Origin of the sequence: Pseudomonas sp. SL4(2022) (assembly GCF_026625725.1) — a bacterium.
Classification (GTDB): domain Bacteria; phylum Pseudomonadota; class Gammaproteobacteria; order Pseudomonadales; family Pseudomonadaceae; genus Aquipseudomonas.
Genome location: NZ_CP113060.1, coordinates 4,001,518 through 4,023,750 on the forward strand (window position 1 = coordinate 4,001,518; position 22,233 = coordinate 4,023,750).

The 22,233-nt window shown below is 59.0% G+C and carries 24 protein-coding genes and 1 pseudogene; 9 read left to right on the plus strand and 16 right to left on the minus strand.

Features of this window, described 5'->3' with window-relative positions; all coding sequences use genetic code 11:
* Positions 1–5: 5 nt before the first annotated feature.
* From sdhA to sdhC, 3 genes and pseudogenes are all read right to left on the minus strand, one after another.
* The gene (gene sdhA, locus OU997_RS18895; protein ID WP_108488313.1) at positions 6–1,778 is read right to left on the minus strand and encodes a succinate dehydrogenase flavoprotein subunit; all 1,773 of its coding nucleotides are present in this window, start codon (positions 1,776–1,778) and stop codon (positions 6–8) included.
* 3 nt (positions 1,779–1,781) lie between these two features.
* Entirely contained in the window at positions 1,782–2,150 is a 369-nt protein-coding gene (sdhD, locus tag OU997_RS18900; protein ID WP_267808035.1) for a succinate dehydrogenase, hydrophobic membrane anchor protein, read from the minus strand.
* Positions 2,144–2,519, minus strand: a pseudogene (sdhC, locus tag OU997_RS18905) (succinate dehydrogenase, cytochrome b556 subunit). The gene sdhD and the pseudogene sdhC overlap by 7 nt, the downstream one beginning before the upstream one ends.
* A gap of 363 nt (positions 2,520–2,882) precedes the next feature.
* Between sdhC and gltA the strand changes: the two are divergent.
* Positions 2,883–4,157: a citrate synthase gene (gltA, locus tag OU997_RS18910; RefSeq protein WP_267808036.1), complete on the plus strand. Its 1,275-nt coding sequence runs from the start codon at positions 2,883–2,885 to the stop codon at positions 4,155–4,157.
* A 58-nt stretch (positions 4,158–4,215) separates the two neighbouring features.
* On the opposite strand, the gene OU997_RS18915 is transcribed toward gltA, so the two are convergent.
* From OU997_RS18915 to OU997_RS18930, 4 genes are all read right to left on the minus strand, one after another.
* On the minus strand, positions 4,216–4,803 hold the full coding sequence (locus tag OU997_RS18915) for an START domain-containing protein (protein ID WP_108488316.1): 588 nt from the start codon (positions 4,801–4,803) through the stop codon (positions 4,216–4,218).
* A gap of 46 nt (positions 4,804–4,849) precedes the next feature.
* Positions 4,850–5,104: a YkgJ family cysteine cluster protein gene (locus OU997_RS18920; RefSeq protein WP_108488317.1), complete on the minus strand. Its 255-nt coding sequence runs from the start codon at positions 5,102–5,104 to the stop codon at positions 4,850–4,852.
* Between the two features lie 129 nt (positions 5,105–5,233).
* Entirely contained in the window at positions 5,234–7,453 is a 2,220-nt protein-coding gene (locus tag OU997_RS18925; protein WP_267808038.1) for a putative bifunctional diguanylate cyclase/phosphodiesterase, read from the minus strand.
* Between the two features lie 126 nt (positions 7,454–7,579).
* Entirely contained in the window at positions 7,580–8,470 is an 891-nt protein-coding gene (locus OU997_RS18930) for an NAD(P)-dependent oxidoreductase (protein ID WP_256582988.1), read from the minus strand.
* 197 nt (positions 8,471–8,667) lie between these two features.
* Here OU997_RS18930 and OU997_RS18935 point away from each other — a divergent pair, with 197 nt between their 5' ends.
* The 3 genes from OU997_RS18935 to rhtA all read left to right on the plus strand — a co-directional run bounded on the left by OU997_RS18935 (position 8,668) and on the right by rhtA (position 10,544).
* Positions 8,668–9,219 (plus strand): exonuclease domain-containing protein, encoded by a 552-nt coding sequence (locus OU997_RS18935; RefSeq protein WP_108488319.1) that lies wholly within the window; start codon positions 8,668–8,670, stop codon positions 9,217–9,219.
* 96 nt (positions 9,220–9,315) lie between these two features.
* Positions 9,316–9,597: a pyrimidine/purine nucleoside phosphorylase gene (locus OU997_RS18940; protein WP_108488320.1), complete on the plus strand. Its 282-nt coding sequence runs from the start codon at positions 9,316–9,318 to the stop codon at positions 9,595–9,597.
* 74 nt (positions 9,598–9,671) lie between these two features.
* Positions 9,672–10,544 (plus strand): threonine/homoserine exporter RhtA, encoded by an 873-nt coding sequence (gene rhtA, locus OU997_RS18945; RefSeq protein ID WP_267808041.1) that lies wholly within the window; start codon positions 9,672–9,674, stop codon positions 10,542–10,544.
* A 97-nt stretch (positions 10,545–10,641) separates the two neighbouring features.
* Here rhtA and OU997_RS18950 read toward each other — a convergent pair whose 3' ends face one another.
* Genes OU997_RS18950 through OU997_RS18970 form a run of 5 tightly spaced genes read right to left on the minus strand, consistent with a single transcriptional unit; the run spans position 10,642 to position 15,007 of the window.
* Entirely contained in the window at positions 10,642–12,420 is a 1,779-nt protein-coding gene (locus OU997_RS18950) for an ABC transporter transmembrane domain-containing protein (protein ID WP_267808043.1), read from the minus strand.
* 27 nt (positions 12,421–12,447) lie between these two features.
* Positions 12,448–12,837, minus strand: coding sequence for a DoxX-like family protein (locus OU997_RS18955; protein ID WP_108488323.1), 390 nt, complete (start codon positions 12,835–12,837; stop codon positions 12,448–12,450).
* Positions 12,830–13,270: a thiol-disulfide oxidoreductase DCC family protein gene (locus tag OU997_RS18960; RefSeq protein WP_267808046.1), complete on the minus strand. Its 441-nt coding sequence runs from the start codon at positions 13,268–13,270 to the stop codon at positions 12,830–12,832. The genes OU997_RS18955 and OU997_RS18960 overlap by 8 nt, the downstream gene beginning before the upstream one ends.
* 23 nt (positions 13,271–13,293) lie before the next feature.
* Positions 13,294–13,866: a DUF1287 domain-containing protein gene (locus OU997_RS18965; protein ID WP_108488324.1), complete on the minus strand. Its 573-nt coding sequence runs from the start codon at positions 13,864–13,866 to the stop codon at positions 13,294–13,296.
* Between the two features lie 25 nt (positions 13,867–13,891).
* A complete protein-coding gene (locus OU997_RS18970; protein WP_267808048.1) occupies positions 13,892–15,007 on the minus strand; it encodes an ATP-NAD kinase family protein in 1,116 nt (371 codons plus the stop codon).
* 137 nt (positions 15,008–15,144) lie between these two features.
* Between OU997_RS18970 and OU997_RS18975 the strand changes: the two genes are divergently transcribed.
* Entirely contained in the window at positions 15,145–15,321 is a 177-nt protein-coding gene (locus OU997_RS18975; protein ID WP_420713213.1) for a PA1571 family protein, read from the plus strand.
* Positions 15,322–15,403: 82 nt separating this feature from the next.
* Here OU997_RS18975 and pdxB read toward each other — a convergent pair whose 3' ends face one another.
* Entirely contained in the window at positions 15,404–16,552 is a 1,149-nt protein-coding gene (gene pdxB / locus OU997_RS18980; protein ID WP_267808050.1) for a 4-phosphoerythronate dehydrogenase PdxB, read from the minus strand.
* Between the two features lie 177 nt (positions 16,553–16,729).
* Here pdxB and OU997_RS18985 point away from each other — a divergent pair, with 177 nt between their 5' ends.
* From OU997_RS18985 to OU997_RS18995, 3 genes are read left to right on the plus strand one after another with little or no spacing between them, the layout of a single operon-like run.
* Complete coding sequence (locus OU997_RS18985) at positions 16,730–18,109, plus strand: MATE family efflux transporter (protein ID WP_108488327.1); 1,380 nt, start codon at positions 16,730–16,732, stop codon at positions 18,107–18,109.
* On the plus strand, positions 18,109–18,378 hold the full coding sequence (locus tag OU997_RS18990; RefSeq protein WP_256582978.1) for a DUF3080 family protein: 270 nt from the start codon (positions 18,109–18,111) through the stop codon (positions 18,376–18,378). The genes OU997_RS18985 and OU997_RS18990 overlap by 1 nt, the downstream gene beginning before the upstream one ends.
* Entirely contained in the window at positions 18,284–18,769 is a 486-nt protein-coding gene (locus OU997_RS18995; RefSeq protein WP_267808052.1) for a DUF3080 family protein, read from the plus strand. The genes OU997_RS18990 and OU997_RS18995 overlap by 95 nt, the downstream gene beginning before the upstream one ends.
* Here the strand turns inward: OU997_RS18995 and OU997_RS19000 are convergent.
* On the minus strand, positions 18,727–19,182 hold the full coding sequence (locus tag OU997_RS19000) for a gamma-glutamylcyclotransferase family protein (RefSeq protein WP_108488328.1): 456 nt from the start codon (positions 19,180–19,182) through the stop codon (positions 18,727–18,729). The two genes, OU997_RS18995 and OU997_RS19000, sit on opposite strands and share 43 nt — an antisense overlap.
* On the minus strand, positions 19,182–19,433 hold the full coding sequence (gene tusA, locus OU997_RS19005) for a sulfurtransferase TusA (protein WP_108488329.1): 252 nt from the start codon (positions 19,431–19,433) through the stop codon (positions 19,182–19,184). Before tusA ends, OU997_RS19000 begins: the two co-directional genes overlap by 1 nt.
* Before the next feature lie 187 nt (positions 19,434–19,620).
* Here tusA and OU997_RS19010 point away from each other — a divergent pair, with 187 nt between their 5' ends.
* Positions 19,621–21,162 (plus strand): CocE/NonD family hydrolase, encoded by a 1,542-nt coding sequence (locus OU997_RS19010; protein WP_267808054.1) that lies wholly within the window; start codon positions 19,621–19,623, stop codon positions 21,160–21,162.
* Between the two features lie 4 nt (positions 21,163–21,166).
* On the opposite strand, the gene rlmM is transcribed toward OU997_RS19010, so the two are convergent.
* Positions 21,167–22,222 (minus strand): 23S rRNA (cytidine(2498)-2'-O)-methyltransferase RlmM, encoded by a 1,056-nt coding sequence (rlmM, locus tag OU997_RS19015; RefSeq protein WP_267808055.1) that lies wholly within the window; start codon positions 22,220–22,222, stop codon positions 21,167–21,169.
* Between the last annotated feature and the right edge of the window lie 11 nt (positions 22,223–22,233).

The following is a 22,233-nucleotide window of genomic DNA, read 5'->3' on the forward strand; positions in this document are numbered from 1 at the left end:
CACCCTTAATAAGTCCGGACCTTGGGTTCAAACGCTGGAACTGTCTTCGGCGAGAAGTTGACCGAACGCTTGCTCACGCGCTTCTCACCTGGGAAGTACAGGGAGTGGCACAGCCAGTTTTCGTCGTCACGTTCTTCGAAGTCTTCACGAGCGTGAGCACCACGGGATTCTTTACGAACCTCGGCGGCGATCGCAGTGGCTTCTGCCACTTCGAGAAGGTTTTGCAGTTCCAATGCTTCGATACGCGCAGTGTTGAATGCCTGGCTCTTGTCCGCGATCTTGACGCTCGCGATCCGCTCACGCAGGTCGGCCAGTTGGGTAATACCTTTTTGCATGTACTCGCCGGTACGGAATACACCGAAGTAGTTTTGCATGCACTGTTGCAGTTCCTTACGCAGCGGGGCGACATCTTCGCCGCTGGTGCGCTCGTTGACGCCGGCCAGACGCTTGAGCGACAGCTCAATGTCGGTTTCGCTGGCACCACGCACTTCCACGCCTTCTTTCAGCGCTTTTTCCAAGTGCAGGCCAGCAGCGCGACCAAATACCACTAGGTCCAGCAGCGAGTTGCCGCCCAGACGGTTGGCACCGTGTACCGATACGCACGCCACTTCGCCTACAGCGAACAAGCCTTCGATGATTTTGTCGTTACCGTTGGCATCCTGAGTGATGGCCTGGCCATGAATGTTGGTCGGCACACCGCCCATCATGTAGTGGCAGGTCGGAATCACTGGCACCGGAGCAACAACCGGGTCAACGTGGGCGAAGGTCTTCGACAGTTCGCAGATACCTGGCAGACGGCTGTGCAAGACGTCTTCGCCGAGGTGATCAAGCTTCAGCAGTACGTGGTCTTTGTCAGGGCCACAGCCATTGCCGGCAATAACTTCCTTGACCATCGAACGGGCAACCACATCACGGCCCGCCAAGTCTTTGGCGTTCGGCGCGTAGCGCTCCATGAAACGCTCGCCATGGGCGTTGATGAGATAACCACCTTCACCACGGCAACCTTCAGTAACCAGTACACCTGCACCGGCAATACCGGTCGGGTGGAACTGCCACATCTCGATATCCTGCACGGGCACACCAGCGCGCAGGGCCATGCCCACGCCGTCACCGGTGTTGATCAGAGCGTTGGTGGTGGAAGCGTAAATGCGACCGGCACCGCCAGTGGCCAGAACCACAGCCTTGGAACGGATGTAGACGGTTTCACCCGTTTCGATGCAGATGGCGATCACACCGACGATGGCGCCATCCTGGTTCTTCACCAGATCCACTGCGTACCACTCGTTGAGGAACGAGGTGCCGGCCTTCAGGTTGGCCTGGTACAGGGTGTGCAGCAGTGCGTGCCCAGTACGGTCGGCCGCCGCGCAGGTACGCGCAGCCTGAGTTGGGTTGTTCGGACCCTTGGACTGGCCACCGAACGGACGCTGATAGATGCGCCCCTGTTCGGTACGGGAGAACGGCAGGCCCATGTGTTCGAGTTCGAATACGGCTTCTGGCCCCACAGAACACATGTATTCGATAGCGTCCTGGTCACCGATATAGTCCGAGCCCTTAACGGTGTCGTACATGTGCCAGCGCCAATCATCATTCGGATCGGCCGAAGCGATGGCGCAAGTGATGCCACCCTGAGCAGATACAGTGTGCGAACGGGTCGGAAAGACCTTGGTCACCACTGCGGTTTTATGCCCCCCCTGAGCCAACTGCAGTGCAGCGCGCATACCCGCGCCGCCGCCACCCACGATGATGGCGTCATAAGAAAGAGTGCGAATGCTTGTCATGGATCAGTTACCCCAAAAAATCTGCACGCCCCAGGCAAAGAACGCGAACATGACAACGCCACACGCGGCCTGGAACAGAAAACGCACTACAGTCGCCCACTTACCCAGCGCCATCGGCGTCAGGTAGTCGGTGGAAATGGTCCACATGCCAACCCAGGCGTGAACGCTGAGCGCCACCAGGGACAGTAGACTGAAGATGCGCATTGCGTTATTGGAGAACAGTGCATGCCACTCGGCATAACCCAGACCAGGGTTTGCCACTACAAAACCGAGCAGAAAAAGCACATAAACCGCGAGGACGACAGCCGACACACGCTGTGCCATCCAGTCATACAGACCGGAGCGCGAGAAGTTAGTGACGTTGGTTACCATATCCACACCCCCCAGCAGCACGATCACGATCGTCGAAACGACCAGAACGATTTTCGAGCCCAGCTTGCCGCCTTCCAGCGTCTCACCGATGCCCAGGTCCATGATCAAGTGGCGTACACCAGCCACCAGGTGGTACAGCAGAGCGGACAACAAACCCCAAATCACGAACTTGGCCAGCGGGCTGGTCAGACACTCTTTCACCTCGGCAAAACCTTCTGCTGATGCCAGCGACTTGTCGAGCCCATACAGCAGCACGGCAATGCCGAAGAACAGAATGATTCCAGAAACGCGGTGAAGGAATGACGTAACGCCAGTGATAGGAAGTTTGATCGTCCTAAGGTCTAGGTTTACAGGTCTTTGGCTATTCACGGCTTTTTTATCACACTGAGAGCCCCTAACTATCAGGGCAAAGTTGTCGGGAGGTGCACTGGTCAGGTACCCATCACCCAAGGAGTGACAACCACCAAAATACGGGCTAAAGCCCTTGGTAGCTGGGCGCAGAGTATAGACAGTTAGGTTACTAATGACAACGCAAAGCCCCCTACCTAAAAGCGCATTGCACCGCGTTAATAAATGGCGTAATAGAAGCCCTTAACGCACCCTAAAATCGCCCGCAAACCCTTCTGCCATCTGGGTTTTCGCAAATTGACATTCGAATTTATCCCACTATAGTGGTGCGGGCCCTGCGTGGGGGGCAGTCAGATGATTTCAAGCATAACTAGGAGGCCACACATGGCTGACAAAAAAGCGCAGTTGATCATCGAGGGCGCAGCCCCCGTCGAGCTGCCCATTTTAACTGGCACCGTTGGTCCCGATGTAATTGACGTACGGGGCTTAACTGCCACGGGCCGTTTCACTTTTGATCCTGGCTTTATGTCCACCGCTTCGTGCGAATCGAAGATCACCTATATTGATGGTGACCAGGGCATCCTGCTGCACCGTGGCTACCCCATTGAACAGCTGGCTGAGCAATCCGATTACCTGGAAACCTGCTACCTGCTGCTAAACGGTGAACTGCCGAATGCAGAAGAAAAAGCTAAGTTTGTCAGCACCATCAAGAACCACACCATGGTTCATGAGCAGCTGAAGTCCTTCTTTAACGGTTTCCGCCGTGACGCTCACCCGATGGCCATCATGTGCGGTGTAGTCGGCGCACTTTCGGCCTTCTACCACGATTCGCTGGACATCAATAATCCGCATCACCGCGAAGTATCGGCCATGCGCCTGGTGGCCAAGATGCCAACCATCGCCGCCATGACCTATAAGTACTCCATGGGTCAGCCGATGATGTACCCGCGTAACGACCTGAACTACGCGGAAAACTTCCTGCACATGATGTTCAACACCCCGTGCGAGATCAAACCGATCAGCCCGGTACTGGCCAAAGCCATGGATAAGATCTTTATCCTGCACGCGGACCATGAGCAGAACGCCTCCACTTCTACCGTACGTCTTGCTGGCTCCTCGGGCGCCAACCCGTTCGCCTGTATCGCTGCTGGTATCGCCGCCCTCTGGGGTCCGGCCCACGGCGGCGCTAACGAGGCCGTACTGAGCATGCTGGATGAGATTGGCGATGTTTCGAACATCGACAAATTCATCGCCAAGGCCAAGGACAAGAACGATCCGTTCAAACTCATGGGCTTCGGTCATCGCGTTTACAAAAACCGCGACCCGCGCGCCACTGTGATGAAGCAGACCTGCGACGAAGTATTGAAGGAACTGGGCATCACTAACGACCCGCAGCTGCAGCTGGCGATGCGCCTCGAAGAGATCGCACTTACCGACCCTTACTTCAAGGAACGCAACCTGTACCCGAACGTTGACTTCTACTCGGGCATCATCCTCAAGGCCATCGGTATCCCGACCAGCATGTTCACCGTAATCTTCGCTCTGGCGCGGACCGTCGGCTGGATCTCGCACTGGAAGGAAATGCTCTCCAGCCCTTACAAGATTGGCCGTCCGCGCCAGCTGTACACCGGCTACAAGCAGCGTGATATGAAAAAGTAATTTTCCACGCTGAAGAAAAAGGCTGCCTTGGGCAGCCTTTTTCATTTCCATGCCATGGTTATTCGGCTAACTGTCGGAGCTTGTATAACGTGTTATACGGCGCATCCACCACAAAGCTATTAGCCAACCAGGCAGGGACACTACCGCCGGGATCTGAACTCACCTGATAGATTACCTCGACGCTCTCCCCTTGCGCGGTAAACTGCCAGAAACCGTCCACTTTACTGACACGAACAACCCCCTCTGAACGCGGTAAATACTCAGTGTCGCCCTGCAAAATACGTAGTACTCGACCACCCGCCTCAACCTCAGTCGTCACCCGCACAATCGAATCGCGCGGTTTTATAGGCCAAGGTGCACTGAACTGGCTGTAAACCCAACTCACGTTACCTTCTTGAGCCAGCAATCGCTGTTGGTTACATGCATGCATCCAAGCGCATGCTTGAACGACGTCATTTTGAAGCGCAATCAACCGATCGAGTGTTGAGCGCATGCGTGTAACAGCTCGGAAAACATGAAAATCTGAACCGTTATCAGGTTTTAGATACACCTGAATACCGGCTTCGTCCTTAACTAATTTCCAGGGTTCAGCCTGCAAGCTCCCACTCAGAAACAAAAGACCAAGGCTTAATACCAGCGCTCTCAAATGATCTCTCCGACTCTGCGACCAACACCTACTAGACAATTCATGCCTAGAAAGCCGTACTCTGTTCCCACCAGCCAATCAAAAGAATCGCTTCTTCACGCGAGTGACCACATACTTCTTCATCCGCGAGAAAGGAAGAACACACCTTGGGGCGCTCTGGCTGACCGAATATCAAGCACATGTTATGGCTGTCTAATTGAGCACAGCGGACACCAGCAGGTTTGCCGTCAGGCATCCCGGGTATCTGAGAACTGATAGAAGGTGCAATGCAGCAAGCACCACAACCAGCGCGACAATTCATGACAACCAACCTCAACAGCGCAAAGCACTGGATTTTACGAGGCTACCTCATGACTTGATAGTAGGTTAGCAACCTAGGCCAACGGCGAATGCTGCTCAAAAACGCTGATAAAGGATCACAAACCTGGATTTAGGATCTATTGGCCGGGTTCTTCCCCAGCCATACCAATAACGCGGCACAGTCCATGGGCTTAGCAAACAAATAGCCCTGCGCCTGCGGGCAGCCATGCTTAAGCATCCAGTCAGCCTGTTCCGGGGTCTCGACGCCCTCAGCTATCACTTGCATGCCCACCCTCGAAGCAATCTGGATAACGGCTTCAGCGATCATTTGCTGGTCACTAACAGAACCAATTTGCATAACAAAGCTGCGATCAATTTTTAATCGATCCGCAGGCAATAACTGCAAATAGCTCAGCGATGAAAATCCTGTCCCAAAATCATCAATAGCCACCTCTACACCCATGGCCCGCAAGGCACTCAGCCTCTCGCAGACAACATCGAACGAGCCCATCGCCACAGACTCAGTAATTTCGACTTCTAATTGCGCTGGCAATACGCCCGTCATTTTCAAATGGGCACTAAACCGCTCAATAAAGTCGTGCTGCAGCAGCTGAGGGGCAGAGACGTTAACGGCGACACGGATGTGCGCATACCCCGCATCCGCTAACTGCTTGGCGGCCCGCAAGGACAAACGCATCAGCAAATCGCCCAGTGGCAAGATATAACCTGTCGTTTCAGCCAAAGGGATAAAACTCAGAGGCGGCACCATGCTGCCATCTGTTTTGTACCAGCGCGCCAGCGCTTCTACCCCCGTCACACGCTGGGTCAACAGGTCAACCTGCGGCTGCAGCACCACACTGATATGCCCCGCGTCGACAGCATCACGTAACGCCAACAGTAAGCGGTAGGATTCGGCGTGCGCGCTTTGCAGACCAGGGTCATAAATACTGTGCTGGTCATGCCCTAGGCGTTTAGCCTGTTTGAGGGTCAATAGCGCATCCTGCAGAGCCACTCTGGCCGAGCCACTGAAATCGCTTAAATGCATGGTGACACTGCTTAGGCTATTAACCTGCCCCAACTCATAGGGCCGCTTGTGCTTGCCGAACAAGGCCACTATCTCAGCAGCAGATATGAGCTTTTGCGGCCCCAAAATGGCAAATACATCGTCACGCACGCGCGCAACAAACACTTCACTGCTAAATGCATCGCGCAATTTTTTGGCGACAACCCCCAAGATGTAATCACCGTACCCGGTACCAAATGCTGTGTTGGCCCCCGAGAAATTATCGATATCAATCAGCACCAGCACCTGCTTGGCTATACCCGAAGAATGCAGTGTCGTATCCAAGGTACGGATCAACGCATTTCGGTTGGGAATATTGAGCAAATCGTCCTGATAGGCCATGTTTTCCAGGCGGCTGAATAACGCTACATTGGAAAAACAGCGACTAATACTGGCACTGAAAACAGTCAGTAATTCCAGCTCAGTATCGTCAAGATCATGCTCACCGCGCAGATAACACACATAGTCAGTACCGGCTTGTAAACGAGGTAGGAAGATCACCGCCCCGCCATGCACACGCTGAGTTTGTTGTGTGCAGAAGCACTGCTGCAGTGTGGTCAACACCTCAGGCTCCGTTAAGCCAGAAAGTTTTACGTTCAAAGAGCGTGCATAACAGCCGCTGGCCCCCACAATCAGCGCATCGATAGGAAGCCTAATGGCTGATCCATCAAGTCGCATGCACACCAACGCATCGATTGTTTGATTTAACAGTTGGCTGATTTCAACGATGACCCGTCCAGCCAACTCAACCTGACTTTTACAAGAGAACAACGTATTGCTTGACTCAACAATCATCTGCAGACCGCGACGGGCTTTGGCCACTGTGCGTAATTGCGCATAAGCACGCACGGCTGCGGTCAAAATGTTCAGTAGTCGCTCTGCATCAAGCTCATTTTTGTTCCAGCAATCATTTATGTCGTAATCACGCATCAGCGCTGGCGCTGGCGCTCTGCCGGGCTCACCGGCCAAAAGGACGACTCGTGTATGGCTGTTATCGATTTCTTCGCGCAGGTATTTGATCAACCGAAGGCCGACTGCTTCGCTTTCCATCACCACATCAAACATCACCAGCGCAATGTCTTTATGGTGGGCCAAAATCTGTTCGGCCTCATGGCAACTGGCGGCCTGAATCAGCTCAACGCGGCTGCCGAGCAATTCAATGTCACGGAAGACAAAGGCCATTGCACGCTGGAAGTCATCATCACGATCGACCGCCAATACGCGCCAAACTGTTTCGTCTGGGGTGACAAAGGAGGCTTCTTCACTGAACGCAAATTGTCCATCCATGGCATTGACCGAATGTCTGAGAAAGCAAAAAAACCGACTCTTGACGGGCCTCGTGCTGAGTATAGTCCGCGATCGCTGAATACCAGACAATGCGCCATCGAACAGACAGATGGCGCATTGTCTCAGTCATTTACGGCCGCTTAGCCGCGCCAATAGGCTTGATGTATCCCACCGACCGCCGCCCATGTTCTGCACATCGGCATAGAACTGGTCGACCAACGCCGTTACAGGCAGTTGTGCGCCATTGCTGCGCGCCTCCGCCAACAGAATCCCCAGATCCTTGCGCATCCAATCGACGGCAAAACCATGTTCAAATTCACCGGCAAGCATGGTTTTATGACGATTATCCAATTGCCAGGATTGTGCCGCCCCCTTGCTGATCACTTCCATGGCACCCTGCGCATCCAAGCCTGCGCACTGAGCAAAATGCAGCGCTTCGGATAAGCCCTGCACCAGGCCAGCGATACAGATCTGGTTGACCATTTTGGTCAGCTGGCCGCTACCGGCTTCACCCATCAAACGGGTCATGCGCGCATAGGCCTGAATGATTGGCTCAACCTTGGCGTAGGCCACAGCCTTGCCGCCAACCATGATGGTCAGCACGCCATTCTGCGCGCCGGCCTGACCACCAGATACCGGCGCATCGAGAAAACCCAGCTGGCGGACAGCGGCCTGCTCGGCCAGTTCGCGAGCGACTTGGGCCGAGGCGGTGGTGTGATCGACCAGTACCGCACCGGCTTGCATGCCGGCAAAAGCGCCCTGCTCGCCCAGTACCACACTGCGCAGATCATCATCATTACCCACGCAGACCATCACACACTCAGCCCCCGCGGCCGCTTCACGCGGGGTGGGCGCGTGGCTGCCGGCGTATTCGGCGGCCCACTGCGCAGCCTTGGCGGCGGTGCGGTTGTACACACACACCTGATGCCCGGCACGCGCCAGATGCCCAGCCATCGGGTAACCCATCACGCCCAGCCCGATAAACGCCAGCTTTGCCATATCCACCTCTACCTTCATACGCAATCGACAGCGCACGTTTCTGCTTAACCCCATATCCCCACTTCGCGGCAGATACGAACCCGGCAGCAAGCATGCCCGTCACATGGGACCAGCGCCAGTACAGCCATCGGGCAAAACTGTATGAGTCACCCCACCAAGAGGCTTTACCCAAGGTTAAAACTGCTTCCATACTCGCGGCACGCTAAGGAGGGCTTATGCAGCATTGGCTGGTAATCGACCTGGAAGCGACCACCGAAGAAGGCGGTTGGCCGGTCACAGAAATGGAAATCATCGAAATCGGCGCCTGCCTGGTCACCCGTGATGGCCATGAGGTCGAGCACTTTCAGCGTTTTGTCCGCCCGACTCGACGCCCGCATTTGACACACTTTTGCCGTCAGCTCACGCAGATCAGCCAGGCCGATGTCGATGCCGCCGCGCCACTGAGTACGGTCTGTGCACAATTCGAACGCTGGCTGCTGGCCCATCAAGCGCAACTAGCGGGCTGGGTCAGCTGGGGCGATTACGACCGCCGTCAGTTTGAACAGGAATGGCGCGCCCATGGGCTGGAGAGTTACCTGAGCCAGATTTCACACATCAACCTGAAAAAGCGCTTCGCCGAAGCCCGCCAGCTGCCCAGCCCGATTGGCTTGAAAATGGCATTGAATCTGGCTGGTCTGCAGTTTCAGGGCCAGCAACACCGCGCCCTGACCGATGCACGCAATACCGCCCGGCTATTACCACTGGTTTTGCCTGTGCAAAGCAGATGACGAAGAAAAACCGCTTGGGCATACTGGCGGGCCTTTTTCTATGGCCTGTCGCTACTGGCGGCCAGCCTTTTAAATCCCCTTATCGAGGAACTGCAGATGTTCAAGGTCAATGAATACTTCGATGGCACCGTCAAATCCATCGCCTTCGGCATGGCTGAAGGCCCGGCCACCATTGGCGTGATGGCTGCAGGCGAGTACGAGTTCGGTACCAACCAGCTGGAAGTGATGCACGTGATCGCCGGCGCCCTGACCGTCAAACTGCCGGGAAGCGAAAACTGGGAAACCTTCGCGGGCGGCAGCCAGTTCACCGTACCGGCCAACAGCAAGTTCCAGCTCAAAGTCGCCGTAGACACCGCCTACCTGTGCGAATACCGCTAAGCCCCAGCCAAGTGCCTGAAAGCCGGCCTCAGTGGCCGGCTTTTTATTAACGGATAAAAACCCAAGGAACAGTCATGCCGCGTTCAACGCAATTCTCTATGGTGATCCTGCCAATCCTGTTGCTGTTGATCGCCATGACCTCGATCCAGAGCGGTGCCTCCTTGGCCAAAGGGCTGTTTCCGGAAATTGGCGCCAGCGGCACCACCGCCCTGCGCCTGAGCCTTGGCGCGCTGATCCTGTGCCTCCTGATGCGTCCGTGGCAGGCCAAGCTGACCCTCAAGTCCTGCCGCTCGCTGTTGGCTTATGGACTGTCACTGGGCGGCATGAACCTGCTGTTCTACCTCTCGCTGAAAACCATCCCTCTGGGCATCGCCGTTGCCCTGGAGTTCACCGGCCCACTGGGCCTGGCACTGTTGTCGTCACGCCGGCTGGTGGATTTCGTCTGGATTGCCCTCGCGGTTTTCGGCCTCTGGCTGCTGTTGCCGACCGGGCAACGCGATGTACCGTTGGACCCGGTCGGCATGGCCCTGGCCCTGGCCGCCGGTCTGTGTTGGGCGCTGTATATCGTTTTCGGGCAAAAAGCCGGCGCAGAGCACGGCAAGCATACCGTCGCCCTGGGCACCATCGTCGCAGCCCTGTTGGTGTTCCCGGTCGGTTTGTGGCAAGCCGGTAGCGGCCTGTTCTCAATGGATCTACTGCCCATTGCTTTGGCCGTGGCCGTGCTGTCCTCGGCCCTGCCCTACAGCTTGGAAATGGTCGCCCTGACGCGCCTCCCCGCACGCACTTTCAGCATTCTGATGAGCATGGAACCGGCGATTGCCGCCCTCTCCGGCCTGCTGTTCCTCAGCGAGCGCCTGACCCTCAGTCAATGGCTGGCCATCAGTGCAATCATCCTCGCTTCGGCCGGTGCGGCAGCGACGATCAAACCGAAAGCTAAACCGCTTTAAGCGCCAGAGCGTGCTTGCTCTGGTTTAGTCACGACGGATCTAGACCGCTACACCCTGATTGCGGTTAATGCCCCTCCCGGATTACCCGACCTGGCGGTTAACCAACGACTTCCGCCTCGTTACTGAACTGCAACTCAGCCAGACGCGCATACAGTGGGCTGCTGCTGACCAGCTCGCTGTGGCTGCCAATAGCGGCCAGTTTGCCGTGCTCGATTACTGCGATGCGGTCAGCGCTTTTTACCGTGGCCAGGCGATGGGCGATCACCAGGGTGGTGCGCCCTTCCATCAGCGGTGGCAAGGCTTGCTGAATCAGATGCTCGCTCTCGGCGTCCAGTGCACTGGTCGCCTCATCCAGCAGCAGAATCGGCGCATCAACCAGCAATGCCCGAGCAATCGCCAGGCGCTGACGCTGACCACCGGACAAGCCCAGCCCGGCATCACCCAGGTGGGTCTGGTAGCCATCCGGCAACTTCATGATGAATTCGTGGGCATGGGCGGCCTTGGCTGCCGCTTCGACCTCAGCCAGGCTGGCATCGATTCGCCCATAGCGAATGTTGTCCTCTACCGAACCGAAGAACAACGCCGGGTTCTGCGACACCAGGGCAAAGCTACTGCGCAGCTCACGAGGATCGAGTTGCTGAATCGGCACGCCATCAATCAGGATGCGGCCCTGTTGCGGGTCGAAAAAGCGCAGCAGCAGATCGAACAGCGTCGATTTACCCGCACCGGACGGCCCGACCAGCGCCAGGGTTTGCCCCGCTGCAACCTGTAGATTAATGCCGTCCACCGCAAAGCTGCCGGGTCGCGACGGGTAGGCGAAACGCAGCCCTTGCAGTTCGATGCGGCCCTCCACCGGCTGCGGCAGATGCAACGCATCGGACGCCGGCGGGGTGATTTCATTGCGCGCCTGCAACAGCTCTGCGATGCGCTCGGCGGCACCAGCAGCCCGTTGCAGCTCACCAATAACCTCGCTCAGCGTACCAAAGGCCGAGCCGACAATCAGGCTGTAGAACACAAAGGCCGCCAGTTCACCGCCGGAGATCCGCCCGGCGATCACGTCCATACCACCGACCCAGAGCATCACGCCCACCGCACCGAGTACCAACACGATCACCACGGTAATCAGCCAGGCACGCTGGGCGATGCGCTGCCGCGCCGTGTCGAAGGCCGCCTCGGCGGACAGGCCGAAACGGCGCTTGTCTTCATTCTGGTGGTTGTAGGCCTGTACGGTCTTGATCTGCCCTAGCACCTCACCGACGTAGCTGCCGACATCCGCCACCCGATCCTGGCTCTGCCGCGACAAGGCCCGCACGCGGCGGCCGAAAATCAGTATCGGCGCGACTACCAGCGGCAGCGCCATCAGCACGATGCCGCTGAGCTTGGCGTTGGTCACCACCAGCAGCACGCTGCCGCCGACCAGCATGATCAGGTTGCGCAGCGCCATCGACAGTGATGAGCCGATCACCGATTGCAGCAGCGTGGTATCAGCGGTCAGCCGTGACTGAATCTCCGAACTGCGGTTGCTCTCATAAAAACCCGGGTGCAGTTCAATCAGGTGATTGAACACCCGCTTGCGGATATCGGCGACAAAGCGCTCGCCAATCCACGACACCAGATAAAAACGGGTAAAGGTGCCGATGGCCAGCGCCAGCACCAGCACGAAGAACAGCCCGATCGATTGCTGCAGCGCCTCTGGCGACTGAGTGGCCAGGCCCTGATCGACCAACAGCTTGATGCCCTGCCCCATGGACAGCGTGATGGCCGCAGTAAACATCAGCGCCAGCAAGGCCCCGAACACACGACCGCGATACGGCGCGATAAAGCGCCAGGCCATACGCAGGGCATTGCGCTGACGGGAAGACAGGATCGAAAGCATGGAGGCTCGCTGGGGCGCTGACGCCCGTTAATGAGGAGGCGATTGCGGCGTTTCCGTCCGCCAAGCCACCCAGCACAGCGCCAAGGCGGCGAGATTGGTCGACAGCGGATTGAACGCCTGTAGCAGTAGATGGGGACTCAATAGCGCCACATCAAGCAGCAAGCCAATTAACAACACACCCGCCAGCAACAATGGCCAGCGCTGACGCCGCCAAAGCAGCAAAACACCCAGAATGATTTCCGCCAGACCGGCGATGCGCGCCACCCACTCGGGGTCTGGCAGATTGTGGGCCTGGATCATCGCTAGCTCATCCGGGCTTAGCCAGAGAATCTTCGGCACCAAGCCGTGCCAGATAAACACCAAAGCCAAGCTAATGCGCGCAATCCAGGCGATCTGCAGCAGGCGCGGATCAGTCATGCAAAAAGCGCCGAGCATGGTCGGCGTTTGGTATGAGGCAACTGTCGTAACGGCCGAATAACCGATAGCGATTTAACGCAATACGCTCATAGCACCTGTCACGTATAGGCCTCGGAATCAGCCGCAGCCAGGCCAGCCAGCGCCATGGCTTAGGCAATTGCGCGACGATGCGCAGCACCGCCTCCGAACGCAGCAGCATTTGGCCATCCTCGATTAACGCCATGGTCTCGAAGCGCTCGGTGGGCAAACCGCCCCAAGCCAGAAGCGACTGGCCCTCGGCCGACTGCACCGAGGCCAAACGAAAGCGCTGCTCAACATCATGGCGAATCAGAAACTTCGCCCAGCCGTTACACAGCTTGCACACCCCGTCGAACAGCACCACGTGTTCGCCTGGCTGGATAAAGGGTGGCGGTATTTGTGTTTGCGCCTGCATGCCCAACTCCTTTTGCCTGGCCTTTATGCGGCCGGGATACGGTAGTGGCCCGTAATCTTGAAGCTGAAGAGAATGTCCTCTTCCTGGGTGCCGCGGCCGATATTGTGCAGCACCAGGGGTACACCGCCGCGTGTCTGTCGGTCACTGATAATGCCGATATGGGTCAGGCCGCCGCCCAGATCCCAGGTGACGATATCGCCAGGGCGGTAGCCGGCCTCCTGGCCAAGCGCCAGCGCCCAGCCCTGTCGCTTGAACCAGGTCATTAAGTTCGGCACACGGCGATGATCAATATTGCTGTCGGGGCGGCTTAGCCCCCAGTTCTTGGGATACAGGCGAAAATTCGCACGCATGTCCTGATGCACGACCTGCTGCAAGTCGAGCCCCTGCTCGCGCAGCGCGCGAATCACCACATCGGTGCACACGCCGGTATTCAGCGGTACATCGCCATTGGGGTAACTGAGGGGGCGATAGGCCGGGTCATAGCCCAAGGTCATGCCAACCTGCTCGCGGGCGGCCGTGACCAGAGCATCGGCTTGCAACGCCCAGGCCTGGGCACTCAGCAGAATGCTCAATGCAACCAGCAGAATCGCCCGCATAATGCCTCCTTAAGTAGTTCAGCCGCTACTTAGCCACGGGATAGAGCAGCTCTTCCTTATAACCGGCCCACACGCGCACGACATCGGGGAAAGCATCGTCCAGCGCTACATCGCCGCTGTCCACCAGCAGCGGCCGGCCTTCCAGCGTGCCGAGCTTGCGCTTGGTGGCGACCACACGCAGATGCTCAAGGCCGATGGCGCGCAGTACCCGCGGGCTGATCTGCTGATTACCGCGCCCGATGATATGACCCTGACCACCAATGGCAGTGACCAGCAGACGCGCTGGATGGCCATCAATCAGTTCGAACAGCTGCGCCTCGGTGACATCACTGGCCAGCAGCTGACCATTCTCGATCACATCGACGCCGAGCAAGGTGGTCTCGATACCGAGACTCTGTGCCAAGCCATGCAGGGTTGATCCAGGGCCGAACACGTAGCGCACATCCTGCTCCCAGCTGTCATTGAGCCAGTCGGCCAGATCGCCCAACACCAACTCTTCCGACTCAACGCCGCCCTGTTTGACCTGCTGCACGTAGCCGCCCTCTTGCGGCACCGTCAGTTCGCCGTACCAGCGCGCCGTCACACGCCCCTCACGCAGGGCGCTTTCATCGATATCGCGCACTTCACCGCAGCTCAGGCGCACCAGGCCACCCTCGATCAGCCGCGCGGTCAACTCTCCGGCTGCGCGCGGACTGATGGCATACACCCCGGACTGGATCTTAACCCCAGCCGGAATGCCCAATACCGGCTGGCCTTCGCGCACGGCCGCGCAGATATCCCGCGCGGTTCCATCGCCACCGGCAAACAAAATCAGCGCCACACCAGCCCCCTGCAGCAGCTCAACCGCTTGCCGGGTATCGGCGGCGCAGCTCGGCCCGTCATCCAGCGCACCGACCACGCGGTGGGCAAAACCCATCTCACTCAGCAGGTCAGCACCCATCGCGCCAGGAAAAGTGACGAACTCCAGGCGTTCACGTAGCGGCCGCAGTACCTCAAGAGCCGTTTGCGTCCGCTGCGCCGCGTTGGCCACAACCCCCAAAGCCAAGGCCTGCTCGGCCATGCCATCACTGCCCTTGAAACCCGCAGGGCCGCCCAGGCCGGCCAATGGGTTAATGATCAAGCCAATATGGAAAAGCCCCATAACACCCTCTGATTCAATACCTGCCGGCCCTGGCACAGTGCCTGCAATGGCTATCTTGCCCTGTGTCTTGCGGCGGTTTTCTGCCGTCGCAGTTGTCATAGCGCCTTCATCTAACACTCATAAAATCGCGCTAACCGATGAGGAGACAAGCCATGCACAGCCAACAACAGAATTCGCAAAAAAACACGAAAATGCCGATTGGTGGCTTTGTCATCGACGCCCAGGGCCGTGAAATTCCGATCACCGAAGAGATGATCCAACAGGCCTGCAACGCGCTGGAAAAAGCCCAGCAGCAAGCCACTAAGCGTAAGTAAGCTCGTCACTTTGTAGGGTGGGTGACGTCTTTTCATCCACCATTAAGACCGCCAACGGTGGGTGGGTGCAGTACCCTCCACCCTACTCCTTCAGCTTCGCACCCAACGCCTGCACCAGGCTTACCAACGCCGGCGCATCACCCTTTACGCAAACCTTGAGCCCGTCGATTTCCCGGCGCATCGGGTAGTGCTTGCGCAGCCCGTCAAACGCCACCCGCCGCGTTGCCGCATCGCCGCCCTGCAGACTCCGGCGAAAGTCCGCATCATCGCGGCGCGGGTCATACACCGCACGGCAGACACTGGCCAAGGCCCAGGCCGGATCGGCGCTGGCATCGATAGTCAGATCACTCAGCCACGGCGCGGGCATCAGCTGCGCCAGTTCGGTACTCGACTCAACACCCAGGTGCCGACACAGGGCCTGATAGATCTGCGCCGTACCGCGCAGCTTGCCGTCGAGGCTGTAGCCGGCAATATGCGGCGTGGCAATGCGGCACAACGCGGCCAGTTCGACATCGGCCTGTGGCTCGCCTTCCCAGACATCCAGCACCACCTGCAGATCGCTGCGCTGCGTCAACAACTGGCGCAATGCCTTGTTATCCACCACCGCGCCACGGCTGGCGTTGATCAGCCAGCTACCGGATTTAAGTGAGTCCAGGCGAGCGGCATCGAACAGATGATGGGTGGGGTGCTCGCCTAGACGTTCCAACGGTGTATGCAGGCTGATCACATCACATTCATCCAGCACCTGCTGCAAGCTGACGAAATCACCGCCCTCCACCGCCTGACGTGGCGGATCGCAGACCAGCACATGCCAACCCAGGCCGCGCAGCACCTTGAGCAGACGACTGCCGACCTGCCCCGCGCCGACTACGCCATAGGTACGCGTTGCCAGATCAACGCCCTGCTGCTCGGCCAATACCAGCAGGCTGCCCAGCACATAATCGACCACGCCACGGGCATTACAGCCCGGCGCGCTAGCCCAGGCGATATCAACCTGCTGGAGGTAATCGAGATCAAGGTGGTCGGTGCCGATGGTGCAGGTGCCGACAAACCTTACTGGCGAGCCTTCGAGCAGCGCACGGTTAACCTGTGTCACCGAGCGCACCAGCAACAGGTCAGCATCGGCGACAGCTGCCGCATCGATGCTGCGGCCGGGCAGGCAACGAATTTCACCAAAACCGGCAAAGAATTCGTCAAGCAGGGGGATATTTTCGTCGGCAACGATGCGCATAGGGGTCTGTTCCCGTGCTCCAAAAATCAGGCCGGCATTCTAACCTGCCAGCACGGCTTGGCTACGCTGAGTCATGTAATGCGTTCATCGCACTGAAACATCACGCGACAAGGTTTCCTGACCAAGCCGTCAAGGCGTAGACTGCACGGTTTCCTGATATAAGCCGGATACACTTCAATGCTTGCCCAAACCCGCTTGCAGCGCGTCAGCACCGAGTTCTACAGCCTGCTGAAGCTCGCAACGCCGATCATCATTGCCCAATTGGCCAACACCGCCATGGGCTTCGTCGATACCGTGATGGCCGGCCGGGTCAGCCCGCAGGACCTGGCCGCCGTGGCACTGGGCAACTCAATCTGGGTGCCGGTGTTTCTGCTGATGACCGGCATTCTGCTGGCCACCACGCCCAAGGTCGCACAGCGCTTCGGTGCAGGCGCGCAAAACGAAATTGGCCCTCTGGTGCGGCAGGCACTGTGGCTGGCGCTGGCGGTGGGTATCGCGGCGGCGGTGATTCTGTGGAACGCAGAAATCATTCTCAGCCTGATGAACGTCGACCCGGCACTGATCGAGCCCGCCATGGGCTACCTGCGTGCTGTGGCCTGCGGTTTTCCAGCCGTAGCCCTGTACCACGTGCTGCGCTGCTTCAGTGATGGCCTCGGGCATACCCGGCCGAGCATGGTCATCGGCCTGAGTGGCCTGGCGCTGAACATCCCGCTCAATTACATCTTTATCTATGGCAAGTTCGGGTTACCGGCCATGGGCGGCGTCGGCTGCGGCTGGGCCACTGGCCTGGTAATGGGTTTTATGTTCCTGAGCATGCTCTGGTGGGTGAAGTGGGCGCCGTTCTATCAGCCGAGCAAAATCTTCAGCCACTTCGAATGGCCACAGTGGCCGGTGCTCAAGCGCCTGCTCTCGGTCGGTTTGCCGATTGGCATTGCGGTGTTTGCCGAGTCGAGTATCTTCGCGGTGATCGCGCTATTGATAGGCGGCCTGGGCGCCACCGTGGTGGCCGGGCACCAGATCGCCCTGAACTTCAGCTCCATGGTGTTTATGATCCCCTACTCCCTGGGCATGGCCGCTACCGTGCGCGTCGGCCAGGCGCTGGGCCGTGGCGAGCCGCGTGAGGCGCGTTTTGCGGCTGGGGTGAGCATGGCGGCGGCGCTAGGTTACGCCTGCCTGTCGGCCAGCCTGATGCTGCTATTGCGCGAACAGATTGCGCAGATCTACACCCCAGACCGCGCAGTAATTGCGGTGGCCACCACGCTGCTGGTGTATTCGGCGCTCTTCCAGTTCTCCGACGCCATTCAGGTGACGGCTGCCGGCGCACTGCGCGGCTATCAGGACACCCGCGTCACCATGATCCTGACCCTGTTCGCCTATTGGGGCATCGGCTTACCGGTGGGTTATGTGCTCGGCCTGACCGACTGGTTCGGCGAACCCAGCGGCCCCAGCGGGCTCTGGCAGGGTCTGGTGGTTGGCCTGACCTGCGCTGGCGGCATGCTCGCTGTACGCCTGGCCGGCAGCGCGCGCAAACGCATCCGAGCCGCTAAGATGGCCTGATGAACGCCCGCTCGCTGCACTGTGCCTGCACGCCTACCGATGATGGCCTGGCGCTGCAGGCAGATTACCTGCAGCGATTAAGCAATGCTCTGGACGTGAAACCGGCTAGGTCTTTCGACGCCAGCGAACTGACCCGCTATCGCCTACCCGCTCGGCGCGAACGACTGCTAGAAATTGCCGAGCTGCGCATCAGCCTGCTGGACCTGCTGGTCGACGCGCGTCGCTGCCCTGCAACAGCAGATAAGCCCGCGCAACAACAGCCTCGGTAAACAGCTCACGCCCAGCAGCCAACTGGCCTGTAAAGGCGATCTGCTGCGCACTCTGGATGCCCTGGCGCAGCTGGCAGGCATCGGTAGCACACTGCCAGCCGCGTTACCGCCGAGTGCCGAGCAGCTGGATCCGCTGTGCTTCGCCCTGCATGCCAGCGACCAGGGCGGCCAACTGATCAGCAGCCTGCGCAGCCTCAGCGGCGTTGCGCAGATACCCCCAGCGACGCGGGAATACCTGCAGCAATTGAGCGGTGACGAGGCGTCGTTATGGGCGGACTTTCAACAGGCCACCGCACGGCATGTGCGCAGTTGGCAGGACGTGCTGAACAGCTGCGGCCTGGCGCCCGGTCAATCGGGATGGACGGGCCAAGCTGCCAGCGTCGACCAGTAGGCTTCGGACAACAATTCACGCCCCGCCAGCAGGTGGGCCAGGTAATCAGCGCTGGGCAACAGCCCTTCTTCACGAAAGACCGGGTTGGCGATATACACCCAGGCCGGCTGCACGCCGTGGGCCGCGACAATCGGCAGGCATTCGCGGCTGTAATAGATCGGCGTACCTTCGAAGTGATCCAGCTTGGCGATCTCACCAGCGTCGGCCAGGCGATACAGCACACCTTCCACCCGCCCCTGGCGCTGATGACGGATATTGGCGTAGGCCCGCCCCGGCGCCCGATCCGCCGCCCGCTTGTTAAAGCACAGGCTGTAACCGGGAAGATGACCCGGCAGTGCCTCCAGCACCGTCATGCCACGGGCCTGCATGCGTGCCAGGTTCATATTCGAGCCGTAGGCGAAGTACCAGTTCATTAGTCGAGCTTCTTGCGGATCAGGTATAGGTAGGTCGCGCCCTCTTCGGCCTGCTCCACCAATTCATGGCCAAGAAACACGCAGAACTTTGGAATATCGCGACGGGTCGAAGGGTCGGTGGCAATCACCTTGAGCAGGCCGCCGGCCTGCAGGTCGCGCACCTTATTGTGCAGCATCATCACCGGCTCGGGGCAATTGAGCCCGCTGGCGTCGAGGGTGGCATCGGGAATGGCGGTGGTTTGCAAAGACATCGGCAGGCTCCAGTAGCAGGCCGCTATTCTCGCGCAAAGCTGACCCAAAGGTCATCTAGCGCCTGATGGAAAACGCCTGTGTAGCGAGATTGGCTCGACAACAGGTCAACACAACCTTGGATGGGCAGGCAGCCACGCCCTGATCAGGCAGGCTGCGCAGCGTCCACCATTCCAATAAGAGCCATCTATGCGCCCTGCCTTGCTACTCGCCGCGTTGCTGCTCAGCGGCTGCGCCGCCCGTGATCAACTGCCGGACTTCAGCGCCAGCGCGCAGCAGGACCTGCCTGCCACCTATTTCGATGCAGTGATCCATGGTCGCGATGGCACGCGGCTATCGGCCACGGTATTCCAGCCAGCGCTGAAGGCCGGCGAGCAGGCCCCGGTGATCGTGCACACCCACGGCTGGGGCGGTTGGCGCGTCACTCGACCGAACGGCTTCTACGGCACACAGATGATGTCTGGTCGCGCCGCGTTGAAGGCCTGGCAGGCCGGTTATTGGGTAATCAGCTACGACCAACGCGGCTGGGGCGGCAGCGAGGGCGATATCGAGATGATGGACCCCGACTATGAAGTGCAGGATGCCCTGGCCGTGATCGACTGGGCCGCCGCCAACCTGCCACGCCTGAACATGGACGCGCCGAATGACCCGAAGGTCGGCATGCTCGGCGAAAGCTACGGCGGTGCGGTGCAGCTGCTTGCGTCAGCTACGGACCCGCGCATCGACGCGATTGTGCCGATTGCTACCTGGTACGACCTGAGCGAAGCCCTGGCCCCGGACAGCCACCTGAAAATCGGCTGGACAAGCGTGCTGCTCAGCTTGGGCCTGTCCACCGGCTATGACCTGGGCAAGTTCGTCCAAGCACCCTACCTGAAAAGCGCTGATGGCCGTATGCGCGAACCGGTGCGCGACGAACTCAAAGCCCACAGCTTGACCAGCTACTGCGCACGAGGCCAGCGTCCGCAGGCTGATGCCCTGCTGATCCAGGGCATGCGTGACACTCTGTTCCCACTCAACCAGGGGCTGGCGATTCGTGATTGCCTGCAACAGGGTGAGCGTGATGTGCGTCTGCTCGGCATGCAGGGTGGGCATATTTTGCCGCCGCCGATGCAGCGCTGGAGCGGCCTGCCGCCGTTCAACAACGAAGCGGTGCTGAACTGCGACGGTCGGGCAATCAACCTCTACCAGAGCATCATCAGCTGGTACGAAGACAAGCTGCGCGGGCGCAAGGGCGTGGCGGCGAGCATTCCCGACTTCTGCGTCAGCCTCGATCTGGATCAGGGCGTGACCCTGCAGCAACTACCGACGAATCAACGTATCGCGCTGCCGACCACGGCGATTCGGCCGTTTAGCAGCGGGCTGCTGCAAGCGTCGCGGTTTATCCCGCTGCAACAGGTGCAGACGAGCAGCGCCCTGGTGGGCGTGCCACGCGTGCATCTGGAAAACGCCGAGGGACTGCCGACGCTGTTTGCCGCCCTGGTGGTCAAGCGCGCCGATGGCAGCAGTGAGGTACTCAGTGAGCAGGTCACCCCGCTCAACGGGCAAGTCAGCACGGAACTGGCTGCCGTCAGCGCACAGCTGCAACCGGGCGATACTCTGGGACTGCGTATCAGCGGCTTTAGTGGCCAATACCTGTTCAACGGTTCCTGGCAGCTCTCCAGCAGCACGCTGCAAGGCAGCGTCGAGTGGCCGCAGCTGCTGCCGCTACAGCCGCAACTGGCCAGACATTGAGGCGTTATTTACCTAAGCGGCGCAGGTGACAGGTGACTTCTTCACGGTCGTGATAGAGCTGCTTGCAGGCTATCGACACCTTGATCTTGCGCTCGGAAAAGCCGTCTTGCAGGCGCTGCAGCAGGCGACGCACTTCGGCGTAGCGCTGTTTCATCGGCAGCTTTAGGTTCACCACCGCCTCCCGGCAATGGCCGTCGCCAATCCAGGTTTCCACCATCGCCGCCGTCCGCGCCGGTTTTTCGACGATATCGCAGACCATCCAGTCCACCGGCTGCTTGGGCGTCCAGGTGAAGCCATCGACCATCAGGTGATTGACCAGACCGGTGTCCATCAGGCTTTCGGCCATCGGCCCGTTATCGATGGCGGTGACCAGCATGCCGCGTTTGACCAGCTGATAAGTCCAGCCGCCCGGCGCAGCACCGAGGTCAACCCCGGTCATCTCATCGGACAGGCGCTCATCCCACTGCTCGCGGGGGATAAAGGTATGCCAGGCCTCTTCCAGCTTGAGGGTCGAGCGGCTCGGCGCTTCGCGGGGGAACTTCAGTCGAGGAATACCCATAGGCCACAGCGCCGAGTTATTCGCCTCGGCCATGCCAACAAACACCTCACGACCACTTTTAAAGGTTAGCAACAGGCGTGGCTTGTGTGCATCGTCGACCAGCTTGCCGGCTTTGCTGAGGGCATTGCGCAGCGGCGCCTCGAACTTCTTGCAGAAATTCGACAGTTCTTTGCCGTCGTTGGTGTCCAGCACTTCCAGCCAGAGGCTGCCAAACACCGGTGAGTCGGCCAGGTGAGCCAGCAGCACACTGATACGGTCCAGTTCAGGCAGGCCGATAAATGTGCCGCGTGACCATTGCCGGGGAAAGATCAGCTGAGTGAAGCGCACCCCACGCATCAGGCGCTCGGCCCCCTCGGCCTCGGTGCAGATAAATTCTGCGCAGGCCATGTTCGGCTTGGCTTTGGCATACCCGGCCACATTTAGCAACGCTGCCTGTTCGGCAATCTCAGCGCAGACTTCGTTTTCGAATCCGGGGCGGCAGTGCAACAGCAACGTGTTCATCAGTCTCTCCT

Excerpts from the sequence above, each read along its gene's own strand:
- sdhA (WP_108488313.1), bottom strand. The coding sequence starts at position 1,778 with ATGACAAGCATTCGCACTCTTTCTTATGACGCCATCATCGTGGGTGGC.
- sdhD (WP_267808035.1), bottom strand. The coding sequence starts at position 2,150 with ATGGTAACCAACGTCACTAACTTCTCGCGCTCCGGTCTGTATGACTGG.
- gltA (WP_267808036.1), top strand. The coding sequence starts at position 2,883 with ATGGCTGACAAAAAAGCGCAGTTGATCATCGAGGGCGCAGCCCCCGTC.
- OU997_RS18920 (WP_108488317.1), bottom strand. The coding sequence starts at position 5,104 with ATGAATTGTCGCGCTGGTTGTGGTGCTTGCTGCATTGCACCTTCTATC.
- OU997_RS18925 (WP_267808038.1), bottom strand. The coding sequence starts at position 7,453 with ATGGATGGACAATTTGCGTTCAGTGAAGAAGCCTCCTTTGTCACCCCA.
- OU997_RS18930 (WP_256582988.1), bottom strand. The coding sequence starts at position 8,470 with ATGAAGGTAGAGGTGGATATGGCAAAGCTGGCGTTTATCGGGCTGGGC.
- OU997_RS18935 (WP_108488319.1), top strand. The coding sequence starts at position 8,668 with ATGCAGCATTGGCTGGTAATCGACCTGGAAGCGACCACCGAAGAAGGC.
- OU997_RS18940 (WP_108488320.1), top strand. The coding sequence starts at position 9,316 with ATGTTCAAGGTCAATGAATACTTCGATGGCACCGTCAAATCCATCGCC.
- rhtA (WP_267808041.1), top strand. The coding sequence starts at position 9,672 with ATGCCGCGTTCAACGCAATTCTCTATGGTGATCCTGCCAATCCTGTTG.
- OU997_RS18950 (WP_267808043.1), bottom strand. The coding sequence starts at position 12,420 with ATGCTTTCGATCCTGTCTTCCCGTCAGCGCAATGCCCTGCGTATGGCC.
- OU997_RS18955 (WP_108488323.1), bottom strand. The coding sequence starts at position 12,837 with ATGACTGATCCGCGCCTGCTGCAGATCGCCTGGATTGCGCGCATTAGC.
- OU997_RS18960 (WP_267808046.1), bottom strand. The coding sequence starts at position 13,270 with ATGCAGGCGCAAACACAAATACCGCCACCCTTTATCCAGCCAGGCGAA.
- OU997_RS18965 (WP_108488324.1), bottom strand. The coding sequence starts at position 13,866 with ATGCGGGCGATTCTGCTGGTTGCATTGAGCATTCTGCTGAGTGCCCAG.
- OU997_RS18970 (WP_267808048.1), bottom strand. The coding sequence starts at position 15,007 with ATGGGGCTTTTCCATATTGGCTTGATCATTAACCCATTGGCCGGCCTG.
- OU997_RS18975 (WP_420713213.1), top strand. The coding sequence starts at position 15,145 with ATGAGGAGACAAGCCATGCACAGCCAACAACAGAATTCGCAAAAAAAC.
- pdxB (WP_267808050.1), bottom strand. The coding sequence starts at position 16,552 with ATGCGCATCGTTGCCGACGAAAATATCCCCCTGCTTGACGAATTCTTT.
- OU997_RS18985 (WP_108488327.1), top strand. The coding sequence starts at position 16,730 with ATGCTTGCCCAAACCCGCTTGCAGCGCGTCAGCACCGAGTTCTACAGC.
- OU997_RS18990 (WP_256582978.1), top strand. The coding sequence starts at position 18,109 with ATGAACGCCCGCTCGCTGCACTGTGCCTGCACGCCTACCGATGATGGC.
- OU997_RS19000 (WP_108488328.1), bottom strand. The coding sequence starts at position 19,182 with ATGAACTGGTACTTCGCCTACGGCTCGAATATGAACCTGGCACGCATG.
- tusA (WP_108488329.1), bottom strand. The coding sequence starts at position 19,433 with ATGTCTTTGCAAACCACCGCCATTCCCGATGCCACCCTCGACGCCAGC.
- OU997_RS19010 (WP_267808054.1), top strand. The coding sequence starts at position 19,621 with ATGCGCCCTGCCTTGCTACTCGCCGCGTTGCTGCTCAGCGGCTGCGCC.
- rlmM (WP_267808055.1), bottom strand. The coding sequence starts at position 22,222 with ATGAACACGTTGCTGTTGCACTGCCGCCCCGGATTCGAAAACGAAGTC.